Here is a 14,777-nt window from a genome sequence, read left to right as displayed (position 1 = left end):
CCCCTACGAGTTTAAGCTATTAGGGTTATGGTAGTTATTTGAGACATTTGGAACATCTTCATAATTCCTATCGGTTTCATTATGCAGATTAGCCTCATATTCCTTAGGTTTGGAAGACTTTTTACGACGATTTTCGCGCCAACCAACTACAGGCAAATCAAACTTAGTAACTAATCTTTGCGTAAATGGAACACCAGAAAGACGCGCTAAAAACAGCTCATCCTTGGACTGACGAATTTGAATCCTAGAGCCTTGCGGTAAAGCCCTTTGACGCCTACCATCACAACAAATCCAACCACCAGAAGCTGAATCTTCCAAAATATCAATAGTAAAAGTTGAACCTGCTCCAATAATCAATGGTCTAGAAAAAAGCGCGTGTGCAGCCAAAGGAACCAGTTGCAAAGCCTCAACATTTGGCCACATGATTGGACCTCCTGCCGAAAATGCGTAAGCTGTGGATCCAGTAGGAGTAGAAACAATAACACCATCGCAGCCAAAAGACGACATTTCAACATTATCAACGCGAATCGAAAGCTCCACCATTCTACCGCGATCTGCCCTATCTAAAGTAATATCGTTAAGCGCCCAATCACTTAAAGGCTCACTCGCTCCAGGAAGCCAAACGTCTACATGAGCTTCCATTCTATGCTCTAAAAAGTAATCTTTTTGAGCAATTCTTCTAATAGCCTCATCTATTTGGAAGCTTTCAAATTCCGCCAAAAATCCAACATGACCAAGATTTATACCTATGATTGGAACAGGAGTGCAATGCACCAATTCTGCAGCTTGAAGCATTGTGCCATCTCCACCAAGCACAACAACAATCTCTGTGTTTTTATCAATAACATGTGCTGTTTTTTGCGCAAAATCAGATACGGCAGCACTATGAAACACATCCACATGAAAACCAGCACTACTAAGCTGCGTGGTAACTTGATTTACAACGGCACTGTGACTATCAAGACGCGCATGCGTAACTACCAGAGCGCGACGAGCATAAGAAGCATCATCATCTACTAAAAGTTCTGGCATAACACAGCCCCTTTGTGGTTTTGCAAATAACAATAAATATTGTAATTGTTGCACTACATATTGCGCATTGTACTGCTTATGTAAAAAATATTTATCAAATAATTATTTTTAACTATTAAATCGCGCATAAAGAAGATATTCAATATTTCCATGAGTTCCTTCTATAGGAGATTCATGAGTTGCAACAACTTTTAAACCACTATTTTTAGCGCATTCTTTAATATTTTCTAATGCTTTAAGTCTTAGGTCTTTATCTGTTACAATTCCGCCTTTTCCAAGATTTCCTTTACCAACTTCAAATTGTGGCTTTACAAGAAGAACAATATTCGCGTTGTTTTGCGCAATACGCGCGATTACTGGAATAACAAAAGTAAGAGATATAAAAGAAACATCTGAGACTATAAGATTAGGCTTGTAAGGCAGATCTTGCGCGTAAACATTTCTAATATTTACGCCACTCATTTCGATAACGCGCGGATCGCTTGCGATCTTTGGGTGCAATTGACCGTGTCCAACGTCTAAAGCAATAACGCGATTAACGCCATTTTGCAACAAATAATCGCAAAAACCGCCAGTTGAAGCACCAATATCTAGCGCTTTAGTATTTGAATAAACTTTTAATCCTAAATCTTCAAATAAAGAGAACGCACCTTCTAATTTGAGTGCTCCTCTAGAAACATATTTAAGACAAGAATTTTCTTTTTTTGATTCATCAAAACTTATTTCTTGCGCTTTTTCCACTAAAAATGATGATTTATAAACAATTCGATTATCTACTTTTACTAACCCAGACTTAATTAAACGCTGAGCTGTCGTTCTACTTTTCACTAATCCGCGATTTACAAGTTCACAATCTAATCGCTGAACTAAATCATCTCCGTCAGACATTGAAAAATCCTCATACACACATATGCAAACTCATATATTTATAAAGAAAACTCTGGAAGAATGTAGTCTTCAAGTGATTTTCCACTGTCTATTAAGCTCCAAGTGAGCGCACAAGCAGCACGTAAAGCGTTGCAATCATTAGGATTGTTTACTTCAATAGAGTTACAAACAATTTGTGCTCTAGAAGTTCCGCATACAAATGTAACGTCGTCAACACGCTTTGGAGACTCATGAGCCTCGTTTAGTCCTCTTAAATCCTTAGAAACAAAGCTTGGTCGCAAGTGTTTTGGAGCCTCAAGCAACATACGCGGATTGGTGACACCAGTAAGCACTAGAAGAGACTCATATCCCCCTCTGGTACCAGCTTCGATGTCTGTATCCAATCGGTCTCCTACGGCTAGCGAGCGCGAAATACTTATTACAGGATTCCCAAACTCATCTTTTTCTGCATATTCTTTAACATCTTCATCATTGTGATTTGCATTTGCAGCAACCAACAATCTCGCTTCGTCATACATTGCGCACTCGGGTTTTCCAGCAGAAGCAATAGGCTCAACTCCAGTTGCATTTACTACAGCTTGAATCATAGAACCGCATCCAGGAGCTATACCGAACTCACGTGGAATTGTTAAATCGCGATTAGTAACAAAATACTTAGCTCCATGCTCTACTGCGAAAGCGACTTGTGCCATTTCTTGCCAAGTCATTTGCGGATACCAGCCTTGGATAACAGCTTTTGGATTGTCTTTACAAGACTTTACTGGATTAAGACCAGCACTACGAACCTCTTGTACGAGATGATCGGCTCCAAGCACTAAAACATTAGAATTTCTCGGAACGTAGCGAGCAACCATTCTTGCTGCAACAACAGAAGAAGTTATAATCTGCCACGGCTCTACTTTTAAGCCGAAACTTTCTAGTTGACTTGCTACAACTTCTTGAAAACGAGAAGAATTATTAGTCGTATATTCAATAAACATGCCATTTTTTTGAGCATTTTCAATTGATTCAGCAGCATATTCAACGGATTTTCCGCCTCTATACACTACGCCGTCTAAGTCAAGCAAAGCTAAGCGAAAATTCTTGCTTAACGCAGATTTACTATTTGAAAAATTCGTTCGTTCATCAAGTTGCATAGAATATCCCCACATGATTTTAAAAATATCAAAGTAGCAAATGCCCGGCTTACTATACTCTCATAATACAGAAGCCGGGCTTAGAAAATATGGTTGTACTATTCCTCTTTAGACTTAACTGCACTCATCTCTATAGTTTCAGTATTGTCTGCGATTTGTGAATCATCGTCTGAATCATACGAATCATCCGAATCATCTTCCAAATCATCATCTGGAGCAAATTGCGCATCATCTTCACTAATGCCAACTTCGTCCATAATCGCGTCATTAAGATGTTCCAAATCGTAGTCAATCACAACATCTTCTGGATTTTCTTCGTCTTCAATATCTGCGTATTGCTCTTCTAAGCGATCAAGCAAAGAGTCAAGCTCAATAGCCTCATCACTTCGCCCAGCCTCCTCTAGGAAGTACTGTTCCGCTTGAACTGCACGCATTCTATACTCGCCAGGCAAACCCTTAGACCTACCCATTGCGTGAACAAGCTCAATAGCCTTATCCGAATGGTTTGTATCTGCCAAAACACCTGCGTACACAAGGAACATTTCTGCCTTGACTTCGCCAGTAACCCTTCTAGCTTCATCCGACATGCAGATTTCCAAAGCCTTATCAAGGTTGCCCATACCGCGCTCACAATCGGCAATAAATGGAAGATAATCCATGTAGCCATTCATTCGCATAGCTGTTCTAAACTCGCGCGCAGCAAGCTTGTAATCACCCTGACGGTATGCAATAAATCCTAATGTTTCGCGCGAAAAATCAATACGCGATGCCTGCTTTGCAGCCCACTTTGCATGTTCCAATGCAAGCTCTGGATCTTCTTCTTGCAAAGCATAAGCTGCGAGAATATGCAAACCAATATTTTCAGAATGTTCCTTAGAAAGACCGCGCAAACGCTCACGAGATTCTTTAGAAAGCATGGAATATTCTAAGCCCTTAGGCATCTTAGGTTCGCCTGGACGCCTATCAGTATAAGGGTTTTGAGATGGGTAAGAAACAGTTCCATCCGAGTTTCTACGAGGACCATTTTCAAAGCGGAAAGACGACTTTGAATCGCGCTTTCTAGAATCATTCTTCTTAAAATCACCCTTGTGGAAGCCACCGCGATTATCTTCAAAGCGGCGATCATTGCGCTCGCCACGATTATCACGATCAAACTTCTTGTACCTTGGATTGCCATTTTCTTCCGACTTGGCATCAAAACCACGATTTCTGCGAGTTTCGTGATTATCTTTTCTATCGAATCTGCGATCACTGCGGTTATCACGATCATCACGGTTGAACCTATGATCATTATCACGATGGTTAAACCTACGATCGTTATCCTTCTTAAAACCGCTCTTATTGAATCCACCTTTGTGGAATCCATTGCGTCTTAAACCTTCTGAACTACCAGAATCACGCTCAAAATCGTCACGACGACCGTTCTTATGATCATCATATCTGCGATCATTGTGCTCAAATCTACGTTCGCCATCACGGTGATTAAACTTTCTGCCACCATCTTTGTGGAATCCACCCTTATGGAATCCGCCACGATGCTCGCCGTTTCCACCATTTTTACCGCCATTTTGACGGCTAAAATGGCCACGATTACCAAACGACTTACCACTACGCGATCCGCGTTCTTCGCCCATTATTGGCATACCTTTCAAATTCTAAAAATATAAAATTATACTAAAAATCTAATATTAAAAACAAATCAAACACGCTTAAAAAACTAAGCACGCTCAACAGCGCCAATAGCCTTCTTGCCCCTACGAATCAAAGCAAAACGACCATGCAAGAATGAATTATCATTCAAAATGTCATCGACACTGTCTACTCGATTATTGTTAACGTACAAACCACCGGCTTCAATAGCACGACGAGCTTCAGAAATTGTGCGGAACAATCCAGCAGCAACAGCAGCTTCAACAACGCGATCACCACTATTTGCTTTAGCAAATTCTAAACTACCATCCTGCGCCTTAACCTTAACACCATCCAAGGCAGCTTCAAGAGTTTGCGCATCAATAGCGTCTAAATCACCCTTACCAAACAATGCCGAAGAAGCAGCAATAGCCTGATTCGTAACATCTTCACCATGAACAAAGCTTGTAACTTCCCAAGCGAGAACACGCTGAGCTTCACGACTTCCTGGGTCTTCTTGAATTTGCTTGTTCAAACGCTCAATCTCGCTCTTAGGCAAGAACGTAAAAGCTTTAAGAAGCTTAACAACTTCATCGTCTGGCTGATTAAACCAGAACTGATAGAAACGATAAGGGCTAAGCATTGTAGGATCAAGCCACATTGCGTTACCCTCCGACTTGCCAAACTTACGACCTTGATTATCCGTAATAATCGGGCTTGTAAACACGTGCACAGAAGCTCCGCGAACCTTACGAATCAAGTCCATGCCAGAAGTCAAATTACCCCACTGATCAGATCCGCCAAGTTGCAAAGTAACATTGTAATTATCAAACAAGTACAAGAAGTCGTTTCCTTGCAAAACCTGATAGCTGAACTCAGCAAAAGAAATTCCTTCGTCGGAGTTTAAGCGGCGAGCCACAATATCCTTAGAAAGCATTGTGCCAACACGGAAATTCTTACCAACATCACGCAAAAAGTCAATAGCAGACATCTTAGAAACCCAGTCGTAATTGCTAACAAAACGAACAGGATTTTCACCATCAAGAGGCAAAATTCTGCCAATCTGCTTGCGTAAGCGCTCTGCCCAACCAGCCACAATATCTTTAGAATTAAGCGTGCGTTCTCCACTTTGACGAGGATCACCAATCAAACCAGTAGCACCACCAACTAACGCAATAGGATGATGACCTGCAGCTTGCAAATGACGCATATTAATAAGCTGAACAAGATTACCAATATGCAATGAAGCAGCAGTAGGATCGTAACCGCAATAATACGTTAATGGTTCTCCGTCAAGCGCTTGAGCAAGCTGCTGCTCATCAGTAGATTGTGAAATTAATCCACGCCACTTTAGCTCTTCAAACAAGGAAGCAAATCCAGCTTCCTTGTAATTCCTGACCTGAGCCATTCGTATCTCCTTATTATTGCCAAAACTTACCTAGGCATCGGGCGCTAAAAGCGCAATCCAAGCCTTTCAATTTTGGCAGCACAGGGCGACACTCTTATAAGCAGTTCCATCACTTACAGATTCAGAAAATTTCTTATACTCATCAATCGCAAGCTGAGCTTGAGTAATTTGTTCTTTTACGCGAACAAAAGCCGTTCCACCTTTTCCACATCTAGAAGCTACTGATCCATCACTAGAAAGAACAAGTTTAAGATTCTCAATATCGGCTCGATCTACAAAATCATTCAGAATATTATCAAAATCATCATCACTTAAAACGTCTAAATCCCCACCAAGTTCTTCAGCACGTTTTACGCATAATCCTGATAACTTATGCGCATTTCTAAATGGAACACCTTGTTTTACAAGCCATTCTGCAATATCTGTAGCTAAGGCAAAACCAGTAGCAGACTGTTCACGCAACCTAGCAATATTAAATTGCATTGTTCTAACCATCCCTGCGAATGCTGGAAGCAGAACTTCTAGAGTGTCAATTTGGTCAAAAACTGCCTCTTTATCTTCTTGCAAATCTCTTGCATAAGCAGTAGGAAGACCTTTAAGAGTGGCCATTAATCCAGTTAAATCTCCGATTAATCGTCCTGCTTTACCTCTAGCAAGCTCCGCAATATCTGGATTCTTCTTTTGAGGCATAATAGAAGATCCAGTAGAATAAGCATCGTCTAAAGTTACGAACGCAAATTCTTGAGTATTCCATATAATAATCTCTTCGCTTAAACGAGAAATATCAACGCCAATCATGGCTGCAATAAATGAAAACTCCGCAACAATATCTCTACTTGCTGTAGCATCAATAGAATTCGCGCAGAAAGCAGAAAAACCAAGTTCTTTAGAAACTTCTTCGGGATCTAGCCCAAGAGTGTTGCCAGCCAATGCCCCTGCTCCGTATGGGCTTTCGTTTGCGCGCAAATCCCAGTCCGCAAGGCGATTTACGTCTCGCAAAAGCGGCCAAACATGAGCCATTAGCTGGTGTGCAAGCAAAATAGGTTGAGCATGCTGCATGTGAGTACGACCAGGCATTACAGCGTCTTTTGCTTCTAAAGATTGAGCAACTAAAGCATTACAAACATCTAACACGAGAGCAGCCAAAACGCGCGAGTGTCTGCGCAAAAACATGCGTATTAAAGCTGCGATTTGGTCGTTTCTAGAGCGTCCGGCTCTAAGCTTTCCTCCAAGTTCGTTTCCTGCAATCTCAAGCAAACCGCGCTCTAATGCAGTTGCCTCATCCTCGTCTTCTTCAATTGGCGTAAAAGTGCCATTATCCACGCGATTTTGCAACTCGTCTAGAGCTTTTTGAAGATCCTCGTATTCTTGATTTGTTAATAAACCTGCACGATGCAACGCATGCGCATGAGCGCGAGATCCTGCAATATCGTCATCCGCTAATCGCCAGTCAAATTGAGTTGATTTGCTAAGCTTTGCAAGCTCTGCGGAAGGTCCTGAGCTAAAACGTCCGCCCCACAAGGCTATTGGATGGTTTGCGTTGGCATTTGCGTTGGCATTTGCGTTGGCATTTGCATCGTGCATAGTTATATTCTTCTTTCTGCTTTCCTCTTGTTAGTTGTTCTTTGCAACGCGCATATCTCGAGCCGCTGCAACCTTGCTAGACAATCCGTAGATTTCAATAAATCCGTTGGAAGCGCGCTGGTCGAAAGTATCGGAAGAATCGTAAGTAGCCAAGTTAAAGTCATACAAAGACTCATCCGACTTTCTGCCTGTTACAACAGCCTTTCCAGCGTATAAAGTCATGCGAATATCGCCAGAAACATGCTCTTGCGTTTCGTTTATGAACGCGTTCAAAGAACGCACAACTGGCGAGAACCACTGGCCGTCATACACAAATTCCGCCCACTTTTTATCAAGAGCACGCTTAAGCCTATGCTGTTCACGCTCTAAGCAGCAATTCTCAAGCTCTTGATGAGCCGTAATCAAAGCTTGCGCGCCTGGAACTTCATACAATTCGCGAGACTTAATGCCAACTAAACGATCTTCAATAATGTCGATTCTGCCGATTCCTTGTGCACCAGCTCTCTTGTTCATTTCTTCGATTGCTTGCAATGGAGTTACGCTATGACCGTCAATTGCAACTGGAATACCTTTTTCAAACGTGATTGTAACTTCGTCTGGAGTTGTAGCTTCCAAAGGATTCTTTGTGTAAGAGTAGCATTCTTCGGTTGGAGCATTCCACGGATCTTCCAAGAAGCCTGTTTCAATAGCCCTTCCCCAAACATTTTGGTCTATAGAATATGGGCTTTTCTTGCTTTGAGTAATCGGAAGCTTGTGCTCGTTTGCAAAAGCGATTTCCACATCGCGAGTAAGCGACAAATCGCGAATTGGGCTAATTGCCTTTAAATCTGGATCCAAAGACTGAATTGCAACTTCAAAACGAACCTGATCGTTTCCTTTGCCAGTGCAACCATGTGCGATCGTATCTGCGTCGAATTCGTGCGCTGCGTGAACCAAGTGACGAGTAATAAGCGGCCTAGAAAGCGCGGAAACTAAAGGATACACGTCTTCGTACATTGCATTTGCTTTTAATGCGAGCATGCAATAGTTATCCGCAAATTCTTCACGAGCATCAACTACATACGATTCAACAGCACCACAAGCCAAAGCGCGATTTTTAATAACTTCGAGTGCTTCTCCACCTTGACCAACGTTTAGTGACACAGCTACAACGTCTTGACCTGTTTGTTCTTTAAGGTACGGAATAGCTACAGATGTATCGAGGCCACCCGAATACGCTAATACAATACGTTTCTTACTAGTCATAGTGACCTCCCAAGGTCATATATTGAATAAATAAACGATATATAGTATATTATACAACCATAGATAAAATCTCAACACGCTTAGAAATACAACGTTTTTATCATATTTTGAAAAATAATATTTAAAAAAATAAGACAATAAAAATAATACTTATACAATTAATCGTACTATAACAAAGTGCAAAAATCACAACGCTGTAATCTTTGCAACAAGTATTATAAATTCAACATCCATCGATGCATATTAGACACAAATATAACTATAAAATGAATAAACTATATACAAAATCACCTAGATGCGACTGAAAGCATCCAATTAGCTCTATCTTCTGCTTCTTCGTTAGAAACACAAACCATAAGCACTGTATCATCGCCAGCAACCGAACCTAAAATACCTTTTAAAGGCTGCCTATCAATAACACTTGCAACATATTGAGCAGCGCCCGAAGGAGTGTGAATCACAACAATATTATTAGCAAATCCAACTTCTGTAATAAGACCAGAAAGAGTCCTAGCAACCTGTTGATCAATCCTAACGGTATCCATTGCGTGACGATTACCAGTTCCATCTCCTAGAACATAAGCAATTCTGCCGTCTGTAAGACGAATTTTAACAGCATTTATTTCATCCAAATCTCTACTCAAAGTTGCTTGAGTAACCTCAAAACCATGACGAGCCAAAACTTTAGCAAGCTGAGACTGTGAAGTAATAACCTCACTTAAAAGCGCCTGTTCAATCGCATTTAAACGTGCAGCTTTAGTCGTAGGACGCTGCTTTCCAGCGGATTCAATAGAACCAAAATCGTCATTAACATCAAAAGCATCGTCAAAATTATTATCTTCATTCACATAACTATGATTAAGCGCATCATCGCCACTAAAATTATTTGACTTCCTATTAGACTCAACCATAATTGGCAATACCTTTCTAAAGAGCACTCCAATCTAATATACATGAATACATAAATATATTCATGAATATATACATTTTAACAAAGCCATAAATACTATTTTATTTACTAAAAAATACGGCTGAACAACCAGATAATACTAATCATTCAGCCGTATTAATTTAAAAAACGCGACTCTGTAACTTATACTCGAACTTATACTCGCAATGTTGCATGCAATTTTTGAGCAGACTTTGTAATAGCCTCTCGAACCGCTTCCATATCATCGCTAGAAAGCGTTCTATCAGCAGCCCTAAATGTTACAGAATAAGCAAGAGATCTTAGCCCTTCTCCAAGTTGTTCGCCTTCATAAACATCGAACAACTCTACAGACTCAAGCAAATCACCAGAAGCTTTAACAATAGCTTCCTTTAAATCGTGAGCAGTCAAAGAAGAAGGAGCAACAAACGCAAAGTCCTGCTTAACAGGAGGGAATGTAGAAACAGGTTTTGCCTGAACAGGCTTAACTTGCATAGCATCAAACAATGCGCTCAAATCAAGCTCGAATGCTGCAGAGTGCTTTGGCAAACCCAAATTCTCATCAACCTGAGGATGAAGCTCTCCAACAATACCAATTTCAACATCGTCGGCACCATCAACAGGAATATACACCTTCGCGGTACGACCTGGATGCCAAGAAGCAGGAACATCATCAGAATTAATCTGACGAACGTCAAAAGCAACGCCGATTCGCTTTCCTAAACGATTAACAGCTTCTACAGCATCACTCCAATCAACTTCTCTATGAGTTCCAAGCCAACCTGTTTCTTCAGCATTACCAGTTAAAAGAGCTGCAACATGCAAAGGCTGCTCAGGCAAACCTGCATCCAACGCAGCAAGCTGAGCATCCGTAGGACGAACCGAACCAGGCAAAGCAGGAATAGCTGGAGCATTAGGATCCGCAAAATACACGTGACCAAGCTCATAAAGAGAAACATCACTTAAGCCACGACGAATATTTCTGCGAACCGTTCCAGCTAAAGTGGTAAGAACATTCCTTCGAAGCCAAGGACGATCGCCAGCCAAAGGATTTGCGATTTTTACGCTGACTTTAGCAACAGAATCAACGTCTTCACGGAAAGCTTTAAAATCTTCCTGACCAACAAACGGGTAGCTCAAAGATTCAATCAAGCCCATTTCAGCAAGTTCATATGCAATAGCTCTACGAGTTGCTTGATCTTGCGTTAAACCAGTTTTGCCAGTAACAGGAACAGCTGGAACCTTAACAGGAATCTCATCGTAGCCAACCAAGCGCGCGATTTCTTCGACCAAATCGCATGGCTCATTTAAGTCTGGGCGCCAAGTTGGAGGCAAAACAGAGAAGGATCCGTTTCCGCCGCCAGCAACAGAGCAACCAATATCCGTAAGAATATCGCTAATACGATTCAAATCAATGCTTAAGCCAGAAACACGCTCTACTTCGCTAGCTTTGAAAACAATAACACTTCTATCAACAGTATTGTTTACGTCTGTAGGCGTATTAGAAGGCTCTCCAGAACCAAAATCGCTGAGCATTGTAACAGCCATTTGCGCAGCTGCTGGCTGCAAAGCAGTATCAACGCCACGCTCAAACCTGCGAGATGCCTCAGTTGGAAGCTTATGTCTACGAGCTGTACGTGCAATAGAAACGGGGTCAAAGTGTGCAGCTTCAACAAGAATATTCTTCGTTTCGCTCGTTACTTCTCCATACATTCCGCCCATTACGCCAGCAAGTCCAAGAACACGCGAACCGTGATTTCCCTTTGGAGAATCGCAAATAAGCAAGTCCTCAACGTTAAGCTCTCTGTCTTTGCCATCTAAAGTTGTTAAACGCTCTCCAGCTTTAGCGCGGCGAACAACAATAGGACCTTCAATCTTATCTAAATCATAAGCGTGAAGAGGCTGACCTAAGTCGAGCATTACGTAATTTGTAACGTCTACTGCAAGAGATATACCACGCATTCCAGCACGAGTTAAACGCCTACGCATCCAATTAGGGCTAGAAGAATCTGGATTAAAGTTTCTAACAACGCGAGCGTAGTAACGGTCGCATCCAACAACACCATGAATAGGATTATTATCTTCAATACTAACTTCTATATCTTTAGAAGCTCCATCAGACATAGAAACTACTTGATCAGCTTTATTATTAAGTTCAATTACTGGATCAGTGTAAGTTGCACCAGTTGAATGGTGATATTCGCGCGCAACACCCCTATAAGAAAACGCGTATCCACGATCAGGAGTGATGTTAATTTCCAGCAAAGGCTTGTTTAAGTGAAGAAGCGACATTGCGTCGTCTCCAGGTTTCAAAGCATCATATTCAGCTTTAGAGAAACCGTATTCGCGAAGCAAAATAATGCCATCGTGGCTATCTCCCAAACCAAGCTCGCGCTCGGATGCGCACATTCCATTAGAAATGTGGCCGTAAGTTTTGCGAGGCTCAATCTTAAAATCGCCAGGCAAAACTGCCCCAGGAAGAGTTACAACAACTTTTTCTCCAGCAGCCATATTTGGAGCGCCACAAATAATTCCACGAGGAACTTTATTGCCATTTTCGTCTACCTCGTTGTATTTATCTCCAACATCAACATGGCACCAATTAATAATTTTGCCATTTTTTTGCGGCTCAGGAATAGCATCAACAACGTATCCTACAACAATAGGACCTGTAACTTGAGAGTCGTGAATCTCTTCTTCTTCTAAGCCAACTTGCACCAAATCTTTAGCAAGCTGCTCGTAAGTCAAACCTTCTGTCACTTCAACATGATCTTTAAGCCAGTCAATATCTACCATTGGCATGAGTACTACTCTCCCATCACAAACTGTTCACTGAAGCGCTTATCGCCTTCAACCAAATCGTGCATATCGTTAATATCGTGACGAAGCAGCAAAGTGCGCTCCAAGCCAACACCGAAAGCAAATCCCGTATAAACATCTGGGTCTAAGCCTGCAGACTTAAGAACATTCGGATTCACCATTCCGCATCCGCCCCATTCAATCCAACCTGGGCCACCCTTCTTATCTGGGAACCAAAGATCCAACTCCGCACTAGGCTCCGTGAACGGGAAGTAGCTTGGGCGCAAACGGCTTTTTGCATCTGGACCAAACATTGCAACAGCAAGTCGATCAAGAACACCCTTTAAATCAGCCATGCTCAAATGTTTATCTACTGCCAAAGCTTCGCACTGGTGGAAGACTGGAGTATGCGTTGCATCAAGCTCATCCGTGCGGAATACTCGGCCCGGGGACGCAATATACAGAGGTACTCCTCGCTCAATTAACGCACGAACCTGATCGGAAGAAGTTTGCGTACGCAAAACCATGTTAGATCCAACAAATCCTGCAGCATCCTTTGCCTGATTACCTTGCACATAAAAAGTATCTTGCATTTGACGAGCAGGATGATCTGGACCAAAATTCAACGCGTCAAAATCGAACCACTCTGTTTCTACCTCTGGTCCTGCAGAAATCTGCCAACCCATAGACACAAAGAAGTCTTCAAAGTCTTCAATAATACGCGCAATCGGATGGCGAGCGCCAAGCGGCTTACGATTTATTGGCAAGGTCATATCGACTGTTTCTTTTTGAAGCATATTAGCTTCTTCAATAGCCTTAATACGCTCTTGGGCTGCTGCAAATTCACGACCAAAATCAGCGCGTAAAGCCGACATTATCTTGCCAGCTTCTTTCTTTTCTTCTACTTGAAGACTTCCAATAGACTTGCTGGCAAGGGTCATTGCAGACTGAGCTCCTGCATACTTAGTTTTTGCCGCTTTCAACTCTTCCATTGTTTTAGCGGCTTGAACACAAGCTATACCCTCTTTTACTACCTTTGTAATTGCCTTCGCGTCGAACGGCTTACTACTTGCCACAGCACCCTTCCTATCCGTGTTATGTGTACTTTTGTGAAGCATTCAAAAAACGTCTCAAATCTACATTTTTCGCTCATGACTAGACATAGCCAAGCCCATTAGCATTACTGCAGCGCTGGTTGCCAAGTTCATTGATTCTGCTTTTCCGTAAATAGGTATTACCGATATTTCGTCTACTCTATTTAATATTTCTTCTGGCAATCCTCTGGCTTCGTTTCCAAATAATATTGCATTAGATCCTTCGTTATATCCTTTATTTAAATCATCACTTAGTGGTTTTAGAAGATTTGCAAAAGACTTTGGTTTTTTATTTTCCGTTCCATAAATATCAGCTGCAATAACCCTTATTTTTAATGACTTTGTCCAATCAAACCAATCATCCTCACTCATTGTCACTACTGGCAAATGGAATAATGAGCCTGCAGTAGAACGAACAAGCTTTGAATTAAAACGATTCACGCAATCGTCAACAAAAACAACGGCACTACAACCAGCTACATCTGCAACGCGAATAATCGCACCAGCGTTGCCAGGGTCTCTTACCTGCCAGCAGGCTGCAATCAATATAGGATCATAAGCAAAACCAGACTTATATTTGCTTTCTACCCCAATACTATTAAATTCTTTTATAAATTCTTTATCTAAAATAGTAGAATCACAAACGGCAACAATCCCTTGACAATCCGTACTGATCTTATGCATAACTTCTGCTGTTGCAGGGTGCACATAGCACTGATTTTTTAAGGATTCGTCAACAATTTTGCTTATCGTTTCTAAAGATCCATTTTGCAAAATGCCATTTTTAAGATTTTTAAAAGAATTGACATCAATGTAGTCACTATTAACAGCATCTTGCAAAACGTAAATGTCTAAAATCGATTTATGCGCGTACCTTACCGCTTCCCTAACACTTTGCGGACCTTCTACTAAAAAGCGCCCATCCACTCGCGATTTTGCACGACTTATTGCACAAATACGCTTAACGCGATCGCTATGCGCGTTGTCTATTAACTCTTTTAACGGCATAATATCACTCTACTTTACATATAGTT

The 14,777-nt window shown here is 41.5% G+C and carries 11 protein-coding genes; all 11 read right to left on the bottom strand.

Annotated features, from left to right (window positions below):
- Positions 1-3 precede the first annotated feature (3 nt).
- Positions 4-1,032: an NAD kinase gene (locus HXT46_RS02280; protein ID WP_020761809.1), complete on the bottom strand. Its 1,029-nt coding sequence runs from the start codon at positions 1,030-1,032 to the stop codon at positions 4-6.
- Positions 1,033-1,140: 108 nt separating this feature from the next.
- On the bottom strand, positions 1,141-1,920 hold the full coding sequence (locus HXT46_RS02275) for a TlyA family RNA methyltransferase (RefSeq protein WP_415698302.1): 780 nt from the start codon (positions 1,918-1,920) through the stop codon (positions 1,141-1,143).
- A 38-nt stretch (positions 1,921-1,958) separates the two neighbouring features.
- A complete protein-coding gene (locus HXT46_RS02270) occupies positions 1,959-3,056 on the bottom strand; it encodes an HAD-IIA family hydrolase (protein ID WP_004574985.1) in 1,098 nt (365 codons plus the stop codon).
- A gap of 98 nt (positions 3,057-3,154) precedes the next feature.
- Positions 3,155-4,690 carry a tetratricopeptide repeat protein gene (locus tag HXT46_RS02265; protein WP_415690975.1) on the bottom strand — a complete coding sequence of 512 codons (1,536 nt, stop codon included), beginning with the start codon at positions 4,688-4,690 and terminating at the stop codon, positions 3,155-3,157.
- A gap of 83 nt (positions 4,691-4,773) precedes the next feature.
- Positions 4,774-6,093, bottom strand: coding sequence for a tyrosine--tRNA ligase (tyrS, locus tag HXT46_RS02260; RefSeq protein ID WP_004112539.1), 1,320 nt, complete (start codon positions 6,091-6,093; stop codon positions 4,774-4,776).
- Positions 6,094-6,159: 66 nt separating this feature from the next.
- Positions 6,160-7,677 carry an argininosuccinate lyase gene (gene argH / locus HXT46_RS02255; RefSeq protein WP_421786233.1) on the bottom strand — a complete coding sequence of 506 codons (1,518 nt, stop codon included), beginning with the start codon at positions 7,675-7,677 and terminating at the stop codon, positions 6,160-6,162.
- Between the two features lie 30 nt (positions 7,678-7,707).
- Positions 7,708-8,922 (bottom strand): argininosuccinate synthase, encoded by a 1,215-nt coding sequence (locus HXT46_RS02250; protein WP_004115510.1) that lies wholly within the window; start codon positions 8,920-8,922, stop codon positions 7,708-7,710.
- A 287-nt stretch (positions 8,923-9,209) separates the two neighbouring features.
- Positions 9,210-9,833, bottom strand: coding sequence for an arginine repressor (locus HXT46_RS02245; RefSeq protein WP_004121816.1), 624 nt, complete (start codon positions 9,831-9,833; stop codon positions 9,210-9,212).
- Positions 9,834-10,027: 194 nt separating this feature from the next.
- On the bottom strand, positions 10,028-12,652 hold the full coding sequence (gene pheT / locus HXT46_RS02240) for a phenylalanine--tRNA ligase subunit beta (protein WP_421786230.1): 2,625 nt from the start codon (positions 12,650-12,652) through the stop codon (positions 10,028-10,030).
- Positions 12,653-12,657: 5 nt separating this feature from the next.
- Entirely contained in the window at positions 12,658-13,725 is a 1,068-nt protein-coding gene (gene pheS, locus HXT46_RS02235) for a phenylalanine--tRNA ligase subunit alpha (protein ID WP_004121821.1), read from the bottom strand.
- Between the two features lie 60 nt (positions 13,726-13,785).
- A complete protein-coding gene (locus tag HXT46_RS02230; protein ID WP_004115517.1) occupies positions 13,786-14,751 on the bottom strand; it encodes a TrmH family RNA methyltransferase in 966 nt (321 codons plus the stop codon).
- Positions 14,752-14,777: the final 26 nt, after the last annotated feature.

Source organism: Gardnerella sp. DNF01204, from assembly GCF_049244145.1.
GTDB classification, from domain to species: Bacteria; Actinomycetota; Actinomycetes; order Actinomycetales; family Bifidobacteriaceae; genus Bifidobacterium; species Bifidobacterium vaginale.
Note: the sequence above shows the minus strand (reverse complement) of the source record. Positions and strands in the feature narration are given on the sequence as shown.